The organism is Dehalobacter sp. TBBPA1 (genome assembly GCF_040931655.1).
GTDB lineage: Bacteria > Bacillota > Desulfitobacteriia > Desulfitobacteriales > Syntrophobotulaceae > Dehalobacter > Dehalobacter restrictus.
Genome location: NZ_CP162385.1, coordinates 2,837,852 through 2,859,274 on the forward strand (window position 1 = coordinate 2,837,852; position 21,423 = coordinate 2,859,274).

Below are 21,423 nucleotides of genomic sequence, written 5' to 3' on the forward strand. Positions count from 1 at the left end.
GCGCGGTTTTGCACGATATGTCGTAGAACGTTCAGGCATTCCCGCAGCGTCCCAACCGCATGCATATCGGCAAAGTCGAGGTAATGCCGTGTTAGACGACGTTCCGGTTCCCCAAAGCATCCTCTAGAGCAGACTTTAAATCAGGAAATTTAAACTCGAAACCAATATCACTAATTTTTTGGGGAATAGCCCTTTGACCATGTAATAACATTTCAGACATCTGGCCTAATGCGATTTTCAATACAAATTCGGGAACTGGAAACCATGATGGTCTCTTTAAGACTTCTCCTAAAATCTTTGAAAAGCCTTTCATTCTTACTGGTTCTGGTGCTGTTCCATTTACAGGACCAGTAACCTCATCATGTTCGATTATAAATCTAAACATCCTGATTAGATCTTGAATGTAAATCCACGGAAGCCACTGATTTCCTTTACCTAATGGACCACCGATGTAATATTTAAAGGGTATAACCATTCTTGTAAGAGCACCTTGACTACCCAATACTACCCCAATACGAATAGTAACGACTCGTGTAAATTCATTTTGGACCTTGTAAGCTTCATCTTCCCATTTCTTGCAAACTTCCGCAAGAAAATCCTGTCCAGGACCTTCACTCTCGGCTATCTTATCATCCTGACGAGGCCCATAGTATCCTACAGCTGAAGCATTTATTAGAACTTTTGGATTCATAGTCCCATCGTTTATAGCGTTAACAATGGAACGAGTAGTATTTATCCTACTATTCAATATCTCTTGCTTAACTAAATTGGACCAACGACGGTTACCGATTGATTCTCCTGCAAAATTAATAACTACATCAAATTCCTTAAAATCATAAATTGAAGATAGCGGAGAAATGTTATCCCACTCTATTAAATCAACATTACTTTCAACTTTGTCTGCTGTGAATTGCCGATTTCTTGTTATAACAGATACTTTATAACCACTAGACATTAACTCCTTGGTTAAGTTCCTTCCTAAATAACCTGTTCCACCAATAATCAAAACATTCATATTTCATACCTCCGGAATGTCGTCTAATGTCCAGCCGTTCCCGAAGCGTCATATTACATTTATATATTCTAAGTTTTGGGAACGGCGTGTTATCTGCCGCGTGTGGCACCCTCAAGCTAGGTTGCCATGGACGGCAACCGACCGCAACAACTTCTTAATGCAATTGGCATATCCTCCATTTTATGTTACATTTTACCACGTCCTAGACAATAAATCATTATATTATGAATATTATCAGGTTAAGCCTTCCAAAGAATAGATGGCACATAGCCCTCGCCTTGAAAAAAACAACCAAATAATATCTTTTATTATGGAGCGCTTGATCATTGTCAATAACAATATGGCCGAACTGTTCTGATCTAAGGTTCATATAATACTATTACCGGTGATCAGGCAAAAGATGAGACGGAGGCGAGGTCGCCGGCAAATCCTGATTGCCGCGGCCCGCCCCCTCTCTTCATCTTTTAGGCCGGTACTGCCTGCTTACACTTGCGGAGGATCATAAAGGTCATTGGTTGTTGTTTCGATGACCTTTATATCCTTCACCCCTGTAAGAGCACCGTTTGCCGTAAGGAATATTCCGCCTGCTATAAGTGAGTTCATAACGTCCATGGCTTCAGTCAGCTGAATATCCTCTCGCGGTTGGGGAACCGTTAGGGAAAACGTGTTCCCTCCGGTGGTCGCGAAAGTTAATCTTGCTGTTCGGTTGGTGGTCACAGCCAATTGAATCACCTCCTTGACGCCTGAAATTGCCCTCCGCTTTACTCTTCGTTTGTCAATTCATCCGTTCTTCTGAAGTAAACGTCAAGCAGCGTATATTCCGACAGACCGAAGATGGCGTGAGCCGCCTCATAGACAGCTTGATTCGAAGCATTGTAAACAATATTGTTAAGGGTTCGCTGTTTGGTTATCGGAGCACCGGAGGTGCTGACTCCGGTCTGATAAACCAATACCAGAGCGGCGCCGGATGGCGCTGAAACAACGGCCATTCCAATCATCTCCTTTCCCTTTTATTGGACAGCTTACGGCTGTCTTGTACATACTATGCTTGGCTTGTCCAAAGGTTCCCAAAAAAAATCAGGAATTAAATCTAAGCGGCTTCTTGGGGGGCGGCCACTCTTTAATCGTCTCTGCCATGTATTCAATCAGCCGGTTGGCTTCTTTTCTTTTTTCTTCTTTCAGGTTCGGATCGATATGCGCCAGATTGGTGAGCGCTGTCGTCAGATCGAAGAAGGTATCGGCGATTGTTTTGCAGCAAGTGTCGCATTTTTCTACATGCTTGATGTGAGCGTCGGGGTCATGTTCGGTTTTAAGGTTGTGGGTCGGCAGGGCGGGTTGACCGGCAGAGAAGGCTTCTGCTTTGACATTTTCCGGATTTGTTGGCATTGACGCAGCCTTAGCCTGCTCCTTTTTTAATTCGGAGATTGTGCTGTCGATCGCCTTCAGTCCTTTTTTAAATGCTTGATTCTCCTGAAGCGCCTGTTCCTTTTCCTGATTGGCCTTATCTCTGTCCTGAAGTGCCTGCTGCAGCTTCTTGGTGGTCATACCGCCGACATCATTCTGCTCGATGAATTCCTCCCGCTCCTCTTCTGGTAAACCCAGAAGGAGGAGGGCCTGGGTGTAAGTCATATTCGACATTGATGTCGATTTTGACGTGTCGGATCCGTCAGAAAATTTAGGCCCGTACTCTTGGTAGAGCTTTATCAGTCTTTCGGCAGTTTTCTGGGAATAGCTCACAGACTCCAGCCACTTACCCCATTCCCCGTGTTTAACCAGAGCCTTGGCTTCCTGCAAACGACACCCGATTTCAATGGCGCCGGCAAGCAGGATTTTTTTGGTTTGGCAGGTTATCATATTTATTTCAGCCGCAATGATAAGCGGCGTGCGTTCGGTGACCGGATTATCCATACCGCCCATCCTTTTATTATTCGTCTAAATACAGCATACGCAGATAGGCTTCAGATGGTGAGGGCTTAGTTTCTACTTATTAATGAAGCAGAACCCCGGCCAATTTTGATATGCTCCTCCTTGCACTAAACAGTTTTTGTTATTTGAACTGTCTACTACGAAGGGAGCATATCAATTGGGACGGTCTTTTTATTGCAGGAAAATACTTCCTTTCATCGAATATTAACAGAACAAGGGAGGGATTTATCTTGTTGTGCGAAAAAGATTATTTTGACGCTGCCGCAGTAATCTTCGCAGGTATGCTAAAAAATGATGCTATCGAAATGGAGTTTGTGCAAAACCCAAATCATCAACTCGAGATAAGATTTAAGACTGAAGGTTCAAAAGATTTTGTTTCATTAAGCGGAATTATGTCGGCGATTATTCGAAGCATAAAAACAACTGAAACCTAAACGGAAAATAAGAGCTTTCGGGCTCTTATTTTATTTCTCCAAAACAAACGAAGACCTCAGAGATACAGTATTAAATTATAAATATTAATATACTAACGAATGAAATCTTTTTGAATAAATCGAATGGTAATTAGTTTAATATCAAATCTATACCAATTATTTGATTATTTTTTTTGTTTTTAATTAAGATTATATCGTCGCATTTTTTAATAAAATACCTTATTGCAATTGATTCACGTAACTTGTCTGTGTATGTCCAACCATATGGAGTGAGGCAAATTTTTCGTTCTCTCGCATAACATCTCAGTAAAAGATCCCAAGTTGAATCAAAGGATGGGCAATTGATAGGTTTTATCATCTCAGGATTAACTTTATAACAAAGTGAGCCTTCGGTAGGCGGATCAGGATAGGCTGGATTATCCAGATACAAGTCCAAAATAGTCGGTTCTAAATTGCTATTTTTAAATAATAATTGCATTAATTGGGCAGAATCGGGCTTCACTTGCCGAAAAATTAAAGTTCTGATCTCTCCTTGTTTACTTTTTATTGCTTGAACCTTTTCATAATGAGGCGCCAATTCCGTCAAAACATACTGACAAATTTCCTCGTCAGGAACTGGGACAGACGTATATAAATTTAATATACCAGCTGCAGTTGGGCCGAGAAAAAATTGACAAAAAGGAGAGAAGAATTCTGGTACTTCATTTTGATTAATTGCTAAGTCAACTAGATCTCTGGAATCGCTAGTATTAATTACGTTTTTCATAAGAGTTTCTTTGTCTATCTCAACTGTCCAACTCATATAATTAAACCTCCGCAATCTGCCAGGCTAGGATATTAATCTAGCCTGGCAAAAATTATATCCACGTAGTATAAGTATATACTATTAATTGACGTAAACGGGACTTAAATCTACCAGTTGGATTAACTCATAATTAGCATACCTACCCATAGCTATACCACCAAATGTCGCTGTGTAATATCCTCCTGATGATACCGTGGTTGATACTTGGTCTAAAAATTGAGACACAGATGGATTAAACCATAAAGTATTAGCTCTTGTTACTAATGGTATTTCAAGTTCTAAGTTAGGATTTACATAATAGAAGGTAGCAGCCCATTCCGCGTAACTTACCATATCAATGAAAAAATGAGCTGTAATGTTACAATTCACGGTTCTGCCAGAGTGAGTCATGCCTCCGGTAACATATCCTCTTACTCCACTTAACGGTAGCGAGGCAAGAGATTTTACTGGATCGCTAGACTCTAACGAATTAGTTGATGTTGTTGTGTCTTTTTCAACAATAAGGGCTAACCCTTCGTTGGGATCTAGTCCATACTTCTTTAATACTTTACGGTCTTTTGTCTTGGAGTAATCTTCTACTAATTGAGTAACTTGATCTTGTGTTAAGACTGCATGTTTTGATGACGTATCAACAGTTTGTGCACTTGCAAAACAAGGTATAGAAAGTGTGAATATAAGAGTTAAAACTACAGCGATAAACTTTTGGGAAAACATTTTAGGCATAATGGAACCTCCTTAATTGGATAACTCATACTACGTTGATAATAGCATTAATTGGTGGTGAAGGTGTGGCAAAAGAAAAAAATCCTCTAAGAGGTAAAGCTCTTGAGATATTCCAAGAGTCTGAAGGAAATATAACCAATCGTGAGATTGCAAATATACTTGAGATACCCGAACGTACCGTCAGCGTATGGAAGCTACGGGACAAATGGAACGATCAAATAGGTTGTAGTACTTCAATTTCAAAAAACTGTAGTACTACAAAATGTAAGCACGGCGGCCAGCCGAAAAATAAAAACGCCAAAGGCCATGGGGCTCCGGTCAAAAACAAGAATGCGGAGACTCATGGTTTTTTTAGTAAATACCTCCCGGATGAGACACTGGAGATCATGCAGGTGATCCAGGAGAAGCACCCGCTGGACATCCTTTGCCAATCTGGCCGATGCCAATAAACAAATTGAGGCCTTTAAGGGCATGGATATTGAGGGCATTAAGGGTGCAGCTGACGAGTGGAAAACCAAGTATGAGACTTCCAAGACAGAAGCAGACAAAGAGCTTAATAAGCTGAGGTTGGACGATGCGGTCGAACGAGCTCTAATGGCCGCAAAGACCAAGAATCCGAAGCTGGCCAAGGCGGCTCTGGACATGTCTCTTATTAAATTGGACGGGGAGACCATCCTCGGGCTGAATGAACAGCTTGAGAAGCTTAAAGCGAGTGACGGGTACCTCTTTGAAGAAGTCGGCAATGAAGACAAAGGCGGCTCATCCTTCAGGGTTGAAAGTGGCGGAAAGAGTACAGCTTTGGAACAGCCAGAGTAGAAGTAAAAAAAGCCTCGAGGGAGAGATCCTTCGGGGCTTTTTTGCGTTTATGGCTACATTTAGGGCTGTAATATCTTATTTTATGCTTTCAACATCTAATGAATAACCAATTACTTCTCCAACATCGGTAATAGTTCCAATCACGGTGACTTTTTGTTTGTTTGTAAATTTGGCTACTGTAGCTTTCTGTTCTTCAGTTATGTAACACATGACATTGAATAACGAATAACTATCATCCAAAGGGCCAATGGAAAAATATTTACCACTACTATCAATATTCGATAATTGACCGGTTATCTCAACATATTTTCCTTCCTGTCTAGTTCTCATCATACTAGACTTTACGCTCTGGGTGTACTGATCAATATCAAGGCCATGGTTGCCGGTTGCTCGAGTTGAGAATACCCTTCAAGCCTTGCCTGTATAACCGCGCGCTGTCGTTCCGGAAGCGTTGAAATGATCTCATGTAGTACAACCTTTAGCTGATTTCTGACCATTTCGTCACTGATTTCATCTTCGAAATTGGCTGTCGGGTCCGGAAGCGTATCAATAAGCAGAATTGTATTTCCGTCGTTCCTGTTTATGGGGGTGTCAAGGCTGATCATACCCTTTTCGTGTTGGCTTTGTGCGGTTCTGCGGCGGTCTTTATAACCCCATATAATTTGTTTAACGATGTATGTCGCCAGGCTGGCCGAACCTTCTTCACGGAATTTGTTTACCTTTTTTATCATCATAAAAAAGGCTTCCTGCATTTCATCATCAAAATCTTGTTCACGACCGCGACATAAACGGCGGACAGTATAGCGAATCAGTCTATGATTTTGCAAATACAGAGCTTCCAGGGCGGAAGGATCGCCATCATGGTACAGCTTGACCAGTTCTTCGTTCGTCAGATAGTTTTCACGATCCCGACCCCCTTCCTGTTTATGGTGAAGCACCACCTGACCCCAGGAAGTCTTCGTCGTCGTCATAGTCCTTAAATATGGGAACGGCTGTCTTTGTTGCTTTATAGCCGCCGCGATCCCGTTCCTTTGACAGCCAGTTATTTACAAACCTAAGAATCCCGCTTCTGGTCTTTCTCTTTGAAGGATTGGCGTCCAGCCATCCCTTCATTTTCCGAAGCTCCTGTTGAACATCTACGGCAGGATACAGCTTCGACCATTCCGCGATTTTTGCTTCCGCGATCCCGTATTCGCTCTTATCATTTAAGATCAAGGAAATAACGTGATCAGGCGCCGGCCGGCATGGAGCGGCTTCCGCTCCGTGCAAACATTCTTCTTCTGGTTCGGAATCCTGATTTCTGGTTTCTGGTTCTTTATTCGGGAACCCTTCCGGGAATCGTTTCGAAACTATTTCAGTAAGGGTTTCTAAAGGCTTTTCAATGCTTGTATGCCTCTCAGAACATCCTTTTGGTACGGTTAAGTGGTACCATGGAGCCCATTATCTTTTATGCAAGGGTATAGAAAAAACCACAGGCGAGCTGGGGCTTAGTTTCCTTGCATATAATTTGAAAAGGGCAATTAATATGGTAGGAACAAAGAAATTAGTGGCAGCAATGAAGGCTTGATGGCCTTCTTTTTTTTGTATTTTTCTAACTATAAACAAAAAAACGGTCAGAAAACCGTTAAAAATTTGCTCCGGAAAATTCTCAAACCCGCATGAATAGCGGGTTTTTGGACGAATTTTGGTGGAGGCGAGGGGACTTGCACCCCTGTATCGAAAGACAATACCAAAAGCATCTACGTGTGTAGCTCTCATTTTAATTCTCGCTTCGCGGGACTCCTGAAAGCGGGATTCCTTTGAAGCCAGTCTGGTTAATCCTTGTTTTGGCCTCAGACGGTGGCCGCACAAGTTTTCCTGCTAATTTGACACCCTGGCCCTTCCCCGCAGGTTAAGAAGGCAGGATGTAGCAGCTTAAGCTGCTAAAGCGTAATTTGTTTTGTCAGTTATTGTTTGTCCGCTGTTTAACGAGGTCAAGCGGGATCTCGACACGCGACTCTTGCCATTGCTCCCCCGAGCGAGTCTAAAACGCCCCCGAGAAAGTGTAGCGATATCATTATACCATATCTCTACATTTTGACTAGTATCAACTTGAAAATCTTATTTAATGTTTACAGAAAATACAAATATCTTTCTTAAGAAGCATGATTCAGCCTATAGAACTTTATTTTTAATTTTAATTTAATTCTTTACTTAATAATTAATTTAAAAAACGATCTTAATTGTTAGATTTTTATTTTTGTCATCTCATGCTATCTTAAGCATCTTATTTTAAGGTATAATATTAGGTGGCAATTTAACCATAGAGACTATGAATTTGTATAAAATTACTCGAGCAAAAATTCTTAAAAACACATTTTGCTGAGCTTAACTGAGGTAATATGAAAAAGATCTTGAAAAGAAGAATTTTTCTGGCTGCTTCGACTCTGATCATTGTATTGGCATTTGTATTTACCATATCGGATCAGATGGTTGCCAATTATATGGTCGACACAACTCCGGAGCATATCGATGCGCCTGGGGCGGGCTCCCGGGTCCTAATCATTGCGCCGCACCCCGATGACGAGACGCTGGGGGCGGGTATGCTCATCAAAAAGACGCTGGCTAACGGAGGTAAAGTAAAAGTGGTCCTTATGACCAATGGTGATGGTTATAGGGTTGCAGCCCATTTAGACTATACAAAAATAACGCTTACACCAAAAGAATATATCAATTTTGGCTATACACGCCAGCAGGAATCAGTGAAAGCTTTGGCATCATCGGGAGTTTCTGAAAGCGATATTATCTTCCTGGGTTATCCTGACGGCGGACTTGCCTCATTATGGTCTTCCAACTGGAATTCAACGAATCCGTACACCAGTCCCTATACCCAAGCAGACCGGTCACCCTATACCGAGAGTTTTAAGAAAAACCGCCTGTATTGCGGGCAAAATGTTGTCGCTGATTTATCACAGATTATTCACGATTTTCAGCCAACCGATATTGTCATGCCGCACCCGAATGATAAACATCCGGATCATTGGGCTACCAATGCTTTCACGAAATATACGCTGACTGTGCTGAACTATTCTCCGCAGAAAGAGTGGCTTTATCTAATTCACCGCGGTCTATGGCCTAGCCCGGAAGCCGGCTCACAGCATAAAAAGGATCTTGCGCCACCGGCCAAACTGCTTAAAACCGGCACCAAGTGGTATACGCTCGATCTAACTGATCAGGAAATAAGATTAAAGACCGAAGCGATCAAGCTGTATCATTCGCAGCAAAAAACACTGGGATTCCAGATGTCCTGTTTTGAAAAGCAGAGCGAATTATTCGGTCAGTATACAGATGCTAAACTAATCAGCGGCATGCGTATGGATTCGGACATTACGCCAAATGCCGGCAATATATTGATTCAGGACCCGGTTCAGGATAAACTGCTTTTGGATGTAGACAAAGGAGGCGATATCTTAGCTGTCCATGCAGAAATCTCCAAGGAAGGCAATTTGCATCTTATTATACAAACAGATCAAAAAATGATTAAGGAATTAAATGAATATCGTTATAATCTGGTCTTTATTAATAAAGAAAAATCCTCGCACCTGACCCTCATCGTCAAAGGAAATGAGGTCTATGCGCAGGACCCAACTACAAATACAATCACAAGGGAGACTGTAAATATTTGTGTTTCAAATCAGGGCGGTATGTCTCATCTTATTATTAATCAATCAGCATTTCAGCAATTAGAATTTGGCCATTATGATCATGTCTTTATGGATGCGGAGTCCGCGTTTAATAACCACCTGATAGACAAAACTGCCTGGCGGATGATCGATACACGCTAGCTGCCGCTGGATGCAGCCGTTGCGGCACACGCAGCGCCGATCATTGCTGCGTTTTGAGCTGCGATGAGTGCTTCAATCGTCACAAAAGCATTGGTATAGATCACATCATTGCTGTTTTTGAGGCTTTCCAACATCGTGCAAGAAACGAGCGACGCTGCTGTAAGAAAAATAGTCTCCTTGCCCAACCAGCGGATATTTCGGTCTTCTCGGAGAACTTCACTCATTCCGAGCACCTCACGTGCAGCTCTCTGGCTTTTATCTTCAAGCAAGGTAAGCAGACCGAGTGTTCCATAGTTATTGGCGTAGACTTTTAATTTATTTTGACCGAAGAAATCATACAGGATGCGGCATCTTGCAGCTTTAGCCTTACTGTTCTCCTCACTCAGACTTAAGATGTGCGACAAGAATTGGAGTCCGTTTCCACGGCTAAAACCACATTCATGAAGTTCTTTGTACAGCTCTTCCATTTTAGCTATGATACTCTGTACGGGTTTATCCGAAGCTGCAAGCAGGATTGAGACAGCATAGTCGTCACCGGAAGTCAGCCAGGGGTGATGTTTCTTCATTTCGGTGAAAATCTCATAGGCTTTGGCAATCCGAATATCGGCTTTGCGCGGTTCGCAATTCAAGAGCAGTGTATAGGCGGTCACAGGCCTGTATGTGTAACTGCGAAACCCGTTTTCTTTAAGTTTTTCATCATAAGCAAGAAGGATATCCAGTTTTGTTTCCGGATCGGGAGAATTGACGAGCAGCAAGGCTGAATACAGAATGGATCTTTGTCTGAAACTCGAAAAAGAACCCAAATTCTTTTTGATATAGTCATTGACCCTTTCGATTTCTTTCCTGTCATAAACCTTGTCTTTGGCTACATAAGACAAAGCAATCAGCGTATTGATACTGCTTGAATTTTTCCAGCGAAAGTCCTTGGCAACCTGCTGATAGATGCTGATCAGATTTTCAGCTTTTTTCCGAAGATTACTGTCCATTTCCCCATCCCCTTTCCCGCGAACTAACCCTTGTTTCTGTCTCTTAAATCCCGTTCCATTTGCCTTTTGGCATCCCGCTCGGCCAGATCATCCCGCTTGTCATAAGTTTTTTTGCCTTTACACAGCCCAAGTTCAATTTTGGCCATGCCGTGCTTGAGATAAATCTTTAACGGGACAAGGGTCATTCCCTGTAGTTTGACCTTATCCCCCATCTTAATAATCTCGGTGCGATTAAGCAGCAGTTTTCTCTTCCGCAGCGGATCATGGTTGAACCTGTTCCCTTGTTCATACGGGCTGATATGCATCTGATTCAGCCAGACCTCACCCTTGATAATTTCAGCATAACTGTCTTTGAGATTCACACGGCCGGCCCGGATTGACTTTATCTCGGTCCCCGTTAAGATGATCCCGGCTTCATAACTGTCCTCGACAAAGAAATCGTGCCTGGCTTTTCTGTTTTCAGCGATGACCTTAATTCCCTCAGCCAATCTATTTCCACCTCGCTGCTTTATCTATTAATAATATTACCCGTTGTTGACCGCTCAGGCAATGGGTATTTCCTTTAGATTATTTTGAAAAAAAATCAGTAAACCGACCTATGGGACCAGTAGCTGACGCCTTTCTATAAATTCCCGTATTTTTTGGGCCAATTCGTCCCGCGCTGCGCTCAACGGCAGATAGTGATCCTCATCTTTCCAGTAAACTGCATCGCAATAGCGGTCTCCGATGTTCTTCTGAATAAATTCACCGCTGGACGGATGGACTGTCCCGTCAGCCATGCTCTGGACCATAAGCGTCGGACAGCTGATTTGGGGCAATTTTCCTTTCATTCGTTCAATGGCTTGGTTTAAAGAAATAAATGATATCACCGGTACCTGAATATAGGAAAAATGGGGGAGTCCCTCGCTGTTCAGGCTGATCTCAGCGGTTTTATGCGGCTTGCCAACATATTCTATTTCCCCTATCAAGCTTTCGGCCTGATGCAGCTTTTCATCAACATAAATAATCGGGGCATTGATGGAGACTGCACCGTCGATCCTGCCCTGAGCAGCCAGAGACAGTGCCAGCAATCCGCCCATGGAATGTCCGACGGCAAGGACTTTCTGATACGTTTTCTTTAATTGCTCAGCTGCTTCGGCAACAGCTCGCTCCCAATCCTGCCAGGATGTCTTCTTCAAGTCTTCTATTGAAGTTCCATGGCCGGGCAGAAGCGGGGCCTGGACTGTATATCCCCAATTTTTCAATCTCTCACCAAGTGGCTTCATATCAATCGGGCAGGCTGTAAAGCCGTGAATCAGAAGGATCGCCGTGCTTCCGCCTGAAAAGTAAAAAGGTTTGACCAGCTCTTCTCGTGTAAACATGCTTCTCCCTTCCACTTGCCAACATCAGGCAATAATGTCCTTATCGGTTTATTTAAACAGATTTTTTTGCCGAATGCAATGTCTTTGATTTTATCTTGATAAGGTATCATTAATTTCGCAAATTCATAAATTGTCCTAAAAATAAGGACATAAACGCAACTGCTTGGTATGATAAAGTTACCACACAAAATCTACCAGGAAGGAGCTGCGAATATGTCTGAGAAAATTATACACTTAAATGAAGGTGCAATAAAGCAGGAGTTGAAAGAATTAGTCCGTCACAGTGTGGAGGAAACCCTGAATAAATTACTTGATCAGGAAGCCGCTGAGCTAACGAATGCCGGCCGGTATGAGCGATCAGAAGAACGAAAAGGTTATCGATCCGGCCATTATGAGCGGAATCTGACCACAACTTCTGGAGAGGTCAAATTGAAGATGCCCAAACTGAAAGGCGTTGCCTTTGAAACAGCAATCATTGAGCGTTATCGACGCCGCGAAAGCTCCGTAGAAGAAGCCCTAATTGAGATGTATTTAGCTGGTGTATCCGTCCGTCGTGTGGAGGACATCACCGAAGCACTCTGGGGGACGAAGGTATCCGCCGGAACGGTCAGCCAGTTAAACAAGAAAGTCTACGGTCACATCGAAACCTGGCGGAACCGGCCATTGAAGGGCAAATATCCGTACGTGTATGTTGACGGGATTTATCTCAAGCGCAATTGGGGCGGTGAATACGAGAACGTCGCGATTCTCATTGCTTTGGCCGTCAATGAAGACGGATATAGAGAGGTTATTGGTGCTGCTGAAGGAATGAAGGAAGACAAAGCCAGTTGGCAGGAATTTCTCAAAAGCCTAAAAGACCGCGGACTCACAGGAACACAATTATTCATCGGCGACAAGTGTTTAGGACTTTTAGAAGCAGTGACCGAAACCTTTCCGGAAGCTAAATTTCAACGTTGTCATGTTCATTTTTACCGGAATGTATTCTCAGTGACCCCGCGATCTAAGATGAAAGAAGTCGCTGCGATGCTTAAAGCTATTCATGCTCAGGAAGATAAAGAGGCGGCCAAAGAGAAAGCTATCGCTGTAGCAAAGAAACTTAAAGACATGAAATTAAAAGAAGCAGCCAAGAAGGTTGAGGATAGTATCTCAGAAACCTTGACCTATATGGATTTTCCTCAAGCTCACTGGACAAAACTGCGCAGCAACAATGTTATTGAACGGCTGAATCGGGAGATCCGCCGAAGAACCCGCGTAGTTGGTACCTTCCCGGATGGCAACTCTGCATTGATGCTGGTCTGTGCGCGACTCCGACATGTGGCTAGTAAAGCTTGGGGAACTAAACTTTATATGAGCATGAGGCATCTTGAAGAAATGAACAAGGAAAATAGCTTAGCTGGTTAATGCCGACATTTAACTAGAAATCTCTGGGGTAGACTTGACATGGGACCCTACGTCGGATGCTTCAATGGGTCGCGGGATGTGGCTCAAATGATGTATTCCTTTTGGGTAAGCCCCATCCCCTGATTTAGGGTAGCATCCGCCGCCCCCATATCAAGTCTTGCTCTGGGGTCAATATATATAAATCTATACCAAGCAGAAAATCAATTTTGCGAAAAATTATTGACAGTACCTTTATCTTAAAGAATAAATAAAAAGATTTAGGATAAATAAAATTCATACAAAAATAGAAATGGAGATGCTTTAAAGGCATCTCCATATATTTCACTTGAAAACGATGTTTGGACGGACCTAACCTCTTAGTGAAGGAAAGGAGCAATGATCAGGGAAATCGTTCCCATAACTTTAATCAAAGCATTCAGGGAAGGACCGGCAGTATCTTTGAACGGATCGCCAACGGTGTCGCCGATAACAGCTGCAGCGTGAGCAGGAGTCCCCTTGCCGCCATGGTGTCCGGATTCAATATATTTCTTGGCATTGTCCCAGGCCCCGCCGGCGTTGGCCATGAATACGGCCATCAGGAATCCGGCAAATGTACCGCCTGCGAGCATTCCACCCATGGCACTCTTGCCTAAAATAAATCCAACAAGTACCGGTGTGCATACGGCCAGTAAACCAGGAGCGATCATTTGTCTGATTGCCGCTTTGGTCGAAATATCAACGCAGGCTGCATAATCAGGTTTCGCTTTGCCTTCCATCAGTCCGGGGATTTCTCTGAACTGACGGCGGACTTCAGCAATCATGTCAAACGCAGCTCTTCCGACCGCCTGCATCGCAAAAGCGGAGAACAGGAACGGCAGGGCAGCACCAATAAATAGACCGATAATCGTCGTCGGCACAAGAATGTCAATGGTCTGAAGGTCGGCAAGTTCAGCAAACGCGTTGAACAGAGCCAGCGCGGTAATTGCAGCTGATCCAATCGCGAAGCCTTTAGCTACGGCAGCTGTGGTATTTCCAACAGCGTCAAGTTTATCTGTTGTTTTACGCACACTCGGATCGAGTTCAGCCATTTCGGCAATACCGCCGGCATTGTCAGCCACCGGTCCGAAAGAGTCAATCGCAACGATGATTCCCGCTGTGGAAAGCATCGCCATTGCAGCCATCGCAATGCCATATATACCCGCAACCTGATAAGCCACCAGGATCGCAGCACAAATCGTAATGACCGGCAAAGCTGTACTTTTTAGACCGACAGCCAAACCCGTGATGATGTTCGTAGCTGCTCCGGTTTCGGAGGCCTTGGCAATCGACTGGGCCGGTTTCTTTTCATTGGATGTGTAGTACTCCGTGATCAAACCAATGATAATATTTACTGCAAGACCACAGATAATGGCTAAAAATATCCTGTTTGGTGTGAGTACGAGTCCGGATTCTGTGACATAAGTTGCCGGCATCAGCAGATGGACTGCGGCAAAAGAACCAATAGCTGTAATCACATTTGTTCCCCAAAGGCCCATGTTCAGAGCCATCTGTGGATTGGCCTTTTCTCCTGTGCGCACAAAGAAGCTGGCAATAATCGAGGCAAGAATACCGATCGCACCGATAATCAGGAAAATAGACTCCCCAATGCCATGACCGCCGAAGACCGAATAGCCGATCAGCATGCCGGAAATGGCGGTTGCAGCATAAGATTCAAACAAGTCGGCACCCATACCAGCTGTATCGCCAACGTTGTCACCGACATTATCAGCAATAACTGCCGGGTTACGCGGATCATCTTCTGGAATTCCGGCTTCAACCTTCCCTACAAGATCAGCTCCAACGTCAGCAGCCTTGGTAAAGATACCTCCACCGACACGGGCAAACAGTGCAATCGCACTTGCGCCAAAAGCGAAGGAGTTGATTGTTTCAGCATCACCAAAGATCATAAACAGCCCGGCAACACCTAACAGACCCAGACCAGCCACCGAAAATCCCATAACTGCGCCTGCACGGAATGACACGCCGAGTGCTTTGTTCAAACTGGTACGGGCAGCTTCTGTTGTACGGGCATTGGCTCTGGTCGTAATCCCCATGCCGACATAACCTGCAGCACCTGAAGCTACTGCACCAACCAAGAAGGACAGTGGTGCCGCAGCGTTACCTTTTAACGCAAATAAAGCAATAAAAATAATGATAACAATCGGAATAAGCGTTCTGTATTGACGGTTCAGATAAGCCATCGCGCCGACTTGAATGGCTTTGGAAATTTCTTTCATTTTGTCATTTCCGGCGCTCTCCTTAAGTACACTTTTTGCAAAAAACAATGCCGCGAGCAGTCCGACAATTCCTGCTCCTACACCCACTAAGGGTATCTGTGAGAAATCCATTCCTACTACCTCCTAATAAATAACCACACGAAGTATGTTCCACGCAGCCTGGTGTGTTGACCTTATTTCATACCGAATAATCCGCACAATTACGGATAAATCTGCAGGGCACGGGATCTTGCTGTTATCTTATTTTAAAAACAAAGTCAGCCCTAGCGAACTTACAAGGAACAAAACGGCAAATACAACACCAAGTTTGGCGAATAAGCCTTCCTTTCCTTTGGCAGCCTTACCGAAAAATTGCTCACCCGCTCCGGTGATCGAACCGGAAAGACCAGCGCTTTTTCCTGGCTGCAGCAGAACTGTGGCGATTAACCCGAGAGAACTGATGATTAAAATTACAACGATTGCTATTGTCATATTTTCACCTCCCTCAAAGGTTTAAACCGTTATTTTACCCGGCTTTAACTATTTACAGCATATGTTTCCCTGGTCGGCATAAAATAGCATGTTTGTCTGATTATGGTCAGTATTGCTATTTTAGCACAGCCCCAGTGTTGACGCAAGGGAATACGGCCTGAATGGCCGATTATTGCGGATGGAATGCCCATAGCCGATTGTGGATGGACCCAGGACTGATTATTTCAGCACGGCTCTGCCTTTGTAGATAGCGGTTAACCCGAGTTCTTCCTCAATCCGGAGAAGTTCATTATATTTAACCAAACGGTCCGTACGAGCCGGCGCGCCTGTTTTCAGCTGTCCAGCATTGACTGCTACGGCAATATGGGCCAAGGAGACATCTTCTGTTTCTCCGGACCGATGGGAAATAACCGTGGTATAGCCGGCTCTTTTAGCTATCTCGATCGTATCGAGGGTTTCGGTCAGGGTGCCGATCTGATTCAGCTTGATTAAGATGGAATTCCCGCACTTCGCCTGAATTCCCCGGCTAAGCCGTGTTGGATTCGTAACAAACAAATCGTCCCCGACAAGCTGGATTCTGTTGCCGAGCCGTTGGGTGAGTTTAGCCCAGCCGTCCCAGTCTTCCTCTGACAGACCGTCTTCTATCGAGACAATCGGGAATCTGCTGCATAAGTCTTCATAATAGGCGATCATTTCGTCTGCGGTTTTCGTCAACCCTTCACCTTCGAGAACATAAAGGCCGTCTTTATACATTTCGGTAGCCGCAGCATCAATGGCTAACATTACTTCTTCGCCCGGTTTGTAGCCGGCTTTTTGAATGGCATCGACAATGACTTCCAAAGCTTCGGCGTTGGAAGCAAGGTTCGGCGCAAAGCCGCCTTCATCTCCGATTGCGGTTACCAGACCTTTCCCCTTTAAGACGCTCTTAAGGGTATGGTATATTTCCGAGCCCATTCTCATCGCTTCGGCAAAGCTGGCTGCTCCGACCGGCATAATCATAAATTCCTGAATATCCACATTGTTGTCGGCATGTTTGCCTCCGTTCAGGATATTCATCATCGGCACGGGAAGCTCCTTGGCATTAATGCCGCCGATATACTGGTAGAACGGCAGGCCGAGATAAAGAGAAGCCGCTCTGGCTGCAGCCAACGATACGCCCAGAATGGCATTAGCTCCAAGCTTACTCTTGGTTTCCGTTCCGTCGATCTCTTGAAGCGTCCGGTCGATCCCCGGCTGATCAAAGACATTGAGTCCTTCCATTTCCAGACCAATCACGTCATTGACATTGTCAACAGCCTGAAGAACGCCTTTGCCAAGATAACGGTTCTTGTCCCCGTCGCGCAGTTCCAAAGCCTCAAAAGCTCCGGTGGAAGCGCCGGACGGCACAGCAGCCCGCCCCATGGTGCCATCTTCCAGCACAACATCTACTTCAACAGTCGGAAAACCTCTGGAATCAAGGATTTCCCGTGCAATTACCTGGTCAATAAAACTCATCATAGTCACTCCTTCATTTTTTTTGATTTTTTTGGGTATACGTTATTGCCAGTACCTTGGTACTGGGTATACACCTGGGTTTGTTTGCCATGGATACTAGTATAAAAGCAAGGATTTACCAGTCATTTCCGCCGGAATATCAAGCTTCAGCAACTTCAGCATCGTCGGTGCAATATCGCAGAGACTTCCTCCCTCCCGGAGGGTGCGGTCTTTATACGTATCATTCACCAGAATGAACGGTACCTTATTGGTCGTATGCGCTGTAAACGGTGAATTTGTTTCCTGATCAATCATGCACTCAGCATTTCCATGGTCCGAAGTAATTAACACAGTCCCGCCTTTGGCCTGAACTGCATCAACGATCTTCCCGATACAAACATCGACAGCTTCCAAGGCCTTGACTGCCGCTAGAAGATATCCGGTATGCCCGACCATATCGGCGTTAGCAAAATTTAAAACAATTACATCATATTGATCGTCCCGCACTTTGCTAAGCAGGGCCTCGGTGATGCCATAGGCGCTCATTTCCGGCTGCAGGTTGTAGGTAGGCACTCCCGGTGACGGAATCAGACAGCGGTCTTCTCCATCTTCAGGTTCCTCTATCCCACCATTGAAAAAGAATGTTACATGCGCATATTTTTCTGTTTCAGCGATGCGAAGCTGCCTTAGACCTTTGGCTGCCAGAGCCTCGCCAAGTGTATTTTCGAGGTTTTGCGGCGGAAAAACCACCGGACAGTCAAAGCTGGCATCGTACTCGGTAAGGCAGACATAATGCACCCGGGGACGGTTTGTCCGTATAAAACCTTCAAAATTTTCTTCAATAAACGCCCGGGTAATTTCTCTGGCCCGGTCTGCCCGAAAATTAAAGAAAAGCACACTGTCGTCGTCTTCAATTACCGCCACTGGACGGCCTGATTCATCCGTGATTACGGTCGGGTCAACAAACTCATCGACAATCTTTTTGTCATAAGCATTCTCTACAGCTGCCAGAGCATTACAGGCCATCGGCCCCTCTCCCGCTACAAGGGCTTTATATGCTTTCTCGACTCTGTCCCAGCGCTTATCCCTGTCCATCACATAATAACGCCCACTAACTGTAGCAATTTTCCCTCTGCCAAGCTGTTTCAGTTTATTTTCCAGCTGCCGGATAAATTCCTTGGCGCTTTGGGGAAGAACATCTCTGCCGTCAAGAACCGGATGAATATAAAGCTTCTCTACACCGGCCTCAACCGCCATGTCCAGTAATGCAAACAAATGACGGATATGGGAATGGACACCACCGTCCGAAAGCAGCCCCAGCAAGTGAAAAGCTTTTCCGGAATCCCTGGCTCGGGTCATTGCTTCGCGCAGCACTTCATTCTTGACAAGGTCTCCTTCGTCCATTGCCTTGAAGATCCGTGTCAGTTCCTGATAGACGACTCGGCCGGCGCCAATGTTTAAGTGACCGACCTCCGAATTGCCCATTTGTCCTTCCGGCAATCCCACTGCAGCACCCGAAGCGTTAAGCAGCGTATGTGGATAACTTTCCTGCAAACGGGAAAAATTCGGGATCTTTGCAAGCAGCGTTGCATTTCCATTCTTTTCTTTGCTACAGCCCCAACCGTCCAGGATCATCAGCAGGAGCGGCCTCCCTGTTGCCTCGGACATCAAAATCACCTCACGCTGCCAATCAGTTCAGTAAATCCAAGGAAGTCCAGACTTGCTCCACCGACCAGCGCGCCATCAATATCCGGCTGATCCATCAGTTCGGCGATATTGGAAGCCTTGACACTTCCACCGTATAAAATTCGTATTTCCTGAGCAGCTTCAGCGGCGAGCCTCGCCAGGGTGGCACGGATTGCGACACACATTTCCTGGGCATCCTGCGGAGATGCTGTCCTGCCTGTTCCGATAGCCCAAATGGGTTCATATGCAACAACAATCTTTCTGATTTCTTCGGGACTCAACTCCCTGAGGGCATTCTCAACCTGCCCTTGTACAAAGACTAGGGCCTGACCTGCTTCTCTCAAAGCCAGGTTCTCACCGACACACAGAATTGGCGTCAGTCCAAAGTCCAGTGCGGTCTTGACTTTTTTTGCTATAAGCGCGTCATCTTCTTTAAAATATTCCCTGCGTTCCGAGTGGCCGATAATCACATAGGTACAAGCTAGCTCTGTCAGCATAAGCGGCGATATCTCCCCGGTATACGCACCCTGTGTCTCATAATACATATTTTGGGCGCCAATATGGATGATGCTCTCTTCAAGTTCATCCTTTAAGGCTGCCAGCGCAGTAAACGGTGCACAAATTACCATTTCCGCGTTTGTTCCATTTTCCAGTTTCTCCAAACTTTCCAACAGTCCCGCGGCAAAATCTTTGGCTTCCTGCACCGTCTTATACATCTTCCAATTACCTGCAATGATCGGCTTTCTTGTCATCAGAGACCCCTCCCATAGCTTTTTTATCTGTAATATATTCCTATGCCTGATATTTTTATATCTTATTTTGTGATATTCATATCTCGTAGACTGATTCTTTAAATTCCGCTAATACCTGAAATTGAGTCAATTTCAGTTTTCAGTTTTTTCTTTTAGTACTGCTACACCCGGCAGAATCTTTCCTTCCAGGAATTCGAGCGAAGCGCCCCCTCCGGTAGAAATATGCGTCATTTTTTCTGCCACACCTACTTTTTCCACAGCAGCAACAGAGTCCCCACCTCCGACAATCGTTGTTCCCTGGCATCTAGCCAGCGCCAGCGCGATTTGTTCCGTGCCCCGCGCAAAGTTTTCCATTTCAAATACGCCCATGGGGCCGTTCCATATGACAGTCTTCGCAGGCAAAATCGCCTCTGCAAATAATTCAGCACTTGCCGGGCCAATATCCAAAGCCATTTCTTCCGGAAGAATGTTGGAGACCTCTGTAACTCTGAACGGGGCGTCCGCTTTGAACTCCAGCGTAACGACTACATCCTGCGGGAGCATCAATTTTACGCCGGTACTTTCGGCCTGCCGGAGAAGTTCGGCGGCCAGTTCCACCTTGTCCTCTTCAATTAGTGATTTCCCGACTTCCAGCCCCTGGGCCTTCAGGAACGTATTGGCCATCCCGCCTCCGATGATCAGAACATCCACCTTTTTCAGCAGATTTTCTATGACACCGATTTTATCACTGACCTTCGCTCCACCAATAATCGCAGCAAATGGTCTGGTTGGCTGACCGAGCACCTGGCCAAGGATGTCCACTTCTTTTTTCATCAAGAATCCGGCATAAGCAGGTATATATTGGGCTATCCCTTCAGTTGAGGCATGCGCCCGGTGCGCCGCTCCAAACGCGTCATTCACGTAGATATCGGCTAAGCCGGCCAGGCTGCGTGCAAAATCAGGGTCATTCTTTTCCTCTTCCTCATGAAATCTGACATTTTCCAGAAGCAGAACCTGCCCATCTTCCATATGTTCAACCAGCGCTGCAACCTTGGGCCCGCTGCAATCAGGAGCGAGCTTCACTTCGGTGTCCAACAGAATGCTTAAATGGGCTGCTGCAGGTGCCAGTGAATATTTGGGATTGACTTTGCCTTTGGGTCTTCCGAGGTGGGAAGCCAAAATGACTTTAGCACCGTTTTCTTTCAGATAACGGATCGTCGGAAGTGCAGCCCTGATTCTGGTATCATCCGTAATATTTTGCTGATCGTCCATCGGCACATTAAAATCTACGCGTACGAAAACACGCTTTCCCTTTACGTCTATTTCATCGATTCCGATTTTATTCATCGTTATATCTCCCTCTTTTTCTTTCATATGTTTGGAGAACAGGTTTAGTTTCCCTTTTCCCTTATTTTCTTATTCGGTCGTATGCTCAGAATATCATTTCCCGGATTCCTTCTGTTCGAATGAACATATTTGTTTGTTTTTATGTTTTATTTTAACATGTTTTTGTTTG

23 protein-coding genes and 1 other RNA gene are annotated in these 21,423 nt (G+C 44.9%); 5 read left to right on the forward strand and 19 right to left on the reverse strand.

Translation table 11 applies throughout. The annotated features are described in order from the left end of the window. Window positions 1-91: 91 nt before the first annotated feature. From AB3489_RS13865 to AB3489_RS13880, 4 genes are all read right to left on the reverse strand, one after another. Window positions 92-1,015, reverse strand: coding sequence for a TIGR01777 family oxidoreductase (locus tag AB3489_RS13865; RefSeq protein ID WP_368293346.1), 924 nt, complete (start codon window positions 1,013-1,015; stop codon window positions 92-94). A gap of 483 nt (window positions 1,016-1,498) precedes the next feature. Next, window positions 1,499-1,738, reverse strand: coding sequence for a DUF2922 domain-containing protein (locus tag AB3489_RS13870; RefSeq protein WP_368293347.1), 240 nt, complete (start codon window positions 1,736-1,738; stop codon window positions 1,499-1,501). 38 nt (window positions 1,739-1,776) lie between these two features. Continuing rightward, a complete protein-coding gene (locus tag AB3489_RS13875) occupies window positions 1,777-2,004 on the reverse strand; it encodes a DUF1659 domain-containing protein (protein WP_368293348.1) in 228 nt (75 codons plus the stop codon). A gap of 88 nt (window positions 2,005-2,092) precedes the next feature. Continuing rightward, on the reverse strand, window positions 2,093-2,923 hold the full coding sequence (locus AB3489_RS13880; protein ID WP_368293349.1) for a DUF3102 domain-containing protein: 831 nt from the start codon (window positions 2,921-2,923) through the stop codon (window positions 2,093-2,095). Between the two features lie 248 nt (window positions 2,924-3,171). On the opposite strand from AB3489_RS13880, the gene AB3489_RS13885 reads away from it, so the two are divergent. Next, complete coding sequence (locus AB3489_RS13885) at window positions 3,172-3,375, forward strand: hypothetical protein (RefSeq protein WP_368293350.1); 204 nt, start codon at window positions 3,172-3,174, stop codon at window positions 3,373-3,375. A 130-nt stretch (window positions 3,376-3,505) separates the two neighbouring features. On the opposite strand, the gene AB3489_RS13890 is transcribed toward AB3489_RS13885, so the two are convergent. Both AB3489_RS13890 and AB3489_RS13895 read right to left on the reverse strand, forming a co-directional pair. Beyond that, entirely contained in the window at window positions 3,506-4,177 is a 672-nt protein-coding gene (locus AB3489_RS13890; RefSeq protein ID WP_368293351.1) for a hypothetical protein, read from the reverse strand. 84 nt (window positions 4,178-4,261) lie between these two features. Continuing rightward, window positions 4,262-4,903, reverse strand: coding sequence for a hypothetical protein (locus AB3489_RS13895; RefSeq protein ID WP_019224930.1), 642 nt, complete (start codon window positions 4,901-4,903; stop codon window positions 4,262-4,264). 35 nt (window positions 4,904-4,938) lie between these two features. On the opposite strand from AB3489_RS13895, the gene terS reads away from it, so the two are divergent. Then, complete coding sequence (gene terS / locus AB3489_RS13900; protein ID WP_368293352.1) at window positions 4,939-5,352, forward strand: phage terminase small subunit; 414 nt, start codon at window positions 4,939-4,941, stop codon at window positions 5,350-5,352. Window positions 5,353-5,374: 22 nt separating this feature from the next. Further along, window positions 5,375-5,719 carry a phage scaffolding protein gene (locus AB3489_RS13905; RefSeq protein WP_019224932.1) on the forward strand — a complete coding sequence of 115 codons (345 nt, stop codon included), beginning with the start codon at window positions 5,375-5,377 and terminating at the stop codon, window positions 5,717-5,719. Window positions 5,720-5,794: 75 nt separating this feature from the next. Here the strand turns inward: AB3489_RS13905 and AB3489_RS13910 are convergent, their stop codons facing one another. The 4 genes from AB3489_RS13910 to ssrA form a co-directional block, all read right to left on the reverse strand. Further along, the gene (locus AB3489_RS13910; RefSeq protein WP_368293353.1) at window positions 5,795-6,049 is read right to left on the reverse strand and encodes a hypothetical protein; all 255 of its coding nucleotides are present in this window, start codon (window positions 6,047-6,049) and stop codon (window positions 5,795-5,797) included. 11 nt (window positions 6,050-6,060) lie between these two features. After that, the gene (locus AB3489_RS13915; protein ID WP_368293354.1) at window positions 6,061-6,690 is read right to left on the reverse strand and encodes an RNA polymerase sigma factor; all 630 of its coding nucleotides are present in this window, start codon (window positions 6,688-6,690) and stop codon (window positions 6,061-6,063) included. Then, window positions 6,644-6,988 (reverse strand): hypothetical protein, encoded by a 345-nt coding sequence (locus tag AB3489_RS13920; protein ID WP_287705054.1) that lies wholly within the window; start codon window positions 6,986-6,988, stop codon window positions 6,644-6,646. The genes AB3489_RS13915 and AB3489_RS13920 overlap by 47 nt, the downstream gene beginning before the upstream one ends. A 416-nt stretch (window positions 6,989-7,404) precedes the next feature. Further along, window positions 7,405-7,755, reverse strand: a transfer-messenger RNA (tmRNA) gene (gene ssrA, locus AB3489_RS13925). 345 nt (window positions 7,756-8,100) lie between these two features. Between ssrA and AB3489_RS13930 the strand changes: the two genes are divergently transcribed. Then, window positions 8,101-9,543 carry a PIG-L deacetylase family protein gene (locus AB3489_RS13930; protein ID WP_368293356.1) on the forward strand — a complete coding sequence of 481 codons (1,443 nt, stop codon included), beginning with the start codon at window positions 8,101-8,103 and terminating at the stop codon, window positions 9,541-9,543. On the opposite strand, the gene AB3489_RS13935 is transcribed toward AB3489_RS13930, so the two are convergent. The 3 genes from AB3489_RS13935 to AB3489_RS13945 form a co-directional block, all read right to left on the reverse strand. Beyond that, on the reverse strand, window positions 9,540-10,529 hold the full coding sequence (locus tag AB3489_RS13935) for a DUF4003 domain-containing protein (protein WP_368293357.1): 990 nt from the start codon (window positions 10,527-10,529) through the stop codon (window positions 9,540-9,542). The two genes, AB3489_RS13930 and AB3489_RS13935, sit on opposite strands and share 4 nt — an antisense overlap. A 23-nt stretch (window positions 10,530-10,552) precedes the next feature. Further along, window positions 10,553-11,017: an SsrA-binding protein SmpB gene (gene smpB, locus AB3489_RS13940; RefSeq protein WP_015044854.1), complete on the reverse strand. Its 465-nt coding sequence runs from the start codon at window positions 11,015-11,017 to the stop codon at window positions 10,553-10,555. A 108-nt stretch (window positions 11,018-11,125) separates the two neighbouring features. Next, window positions 11,126-11,890, reverse strand: coding sequence for an alpha/beta hydrolase (locus tag AB3489_RS13945; RefSeq protein ID WP_368293358.1), 765 nt, complete (start codon window positions 11,888-11,890; stop codon window positions 11,126-11,128). Window positions 11,891-12,103: 213 nt separating this feature from the next. Here AB3489_RS13945 and AB3489_RS13950 point away from each other — a divergent pair, with 213 nt between their 5' ends. Beyond that, the gene (locus tag AB3489_RS13950) at window positions 12,104-13,291 is read left to right on the forward strand and encodes an IS256 family transposase (protein WP_131930284.1); all 1,188 of its coding nucleotides are present in this window, start codon (window positions 12,104-12,106) and stop codon (window positions 13,289-13,291) included. Between the two features lie 356 nt (window positions 13,292-13,647). Here AB3489_RS13950 and AB3489_RS13955 read toward each other — a convergent pair whose 3' ends face one another. From AB3489_RS13955 to pgk, 6 genes are all read right to left on the reverse strand, one after another. After that, entirely contained in the window at window positions 13,648-15,657 is a 2,010-nt protein-coding gene (locus tag AB3489_RS13955) for a sodium-translocating pyrophosphatase (protein WP_368293359.1), read from the reverse strand. Window positions 15,658-15,786: 129 nt separating this feature from the next. Next, complete coding sequence (gene secG, locus AB3489_RS13960) at window positions 15,787-16,017, reverse strand: preprotein translocase subunit SecG (protein WP_019224943.1); 231 nt, start codon at window positions 16,015-16,017, stop codon at window positions 15,787-15,789. 219 nt (window positions 16,018-16,236) lie between these two features. Further along, the gene (gene eno, locus AB3489_RS13965; RefSeq protein ID WP_368293360.1) at window positions 16,237-17,511 is read right to left on the reverse strand and encodes a phosphopyruvate hydratase; all 1,275 of its coding nucleotides are present in this window, start codon (window positions 17,509-17,511) and stop codon (window positions 16,237-16,239) included. A 96-nt stretch (window positions 17,512-17,607) separates the two neighbouring features. After that, the gene (gene gpmI, locus AB3489_RS13970) at window positions 17,608-19,158 is read right to left on the reverse strand and encodes a 2,3-bisphosphoglycerate-independent phosphoglycerate mutase (protein ID WP_368293361.1); all 1,551 of its coding nucleotides are present in this window, start codon (window positions 19,156-19,158) and stop codon (window positions 17,608-17,610) included. 5 nt (window positions 19,159-19,163) lie between these two features. After that, window positions 19,164-19,928 carry a triose-phosphate isomerase gene (tpiA, locus tag AB3489_RS13975; protein WP_368293362.1) on the reverse strand — a complete coding sequence of 255 codons (765 nt, stop codon included), beginning with the start codon at window positions 19,926-19,928 and terminating at the stop codon, window positions 19,164-19,166. Between the two features lie 132 nt (window positions 19,929-20,060). Further along, window positions 20,061-21,254 (reverse strand): phosphoglycerate kinase, encoded by a 1,194-nt coding sequence (gene pgk, locus AB3489_RS13980; protein ID WP_368293363.1) that lies wholly within the window; start codon window positions 21,252-21,254, stop codon window positions 20,061-20,063. Window positions 21,255-21,423: the final 169 nt, after the last annotated feature.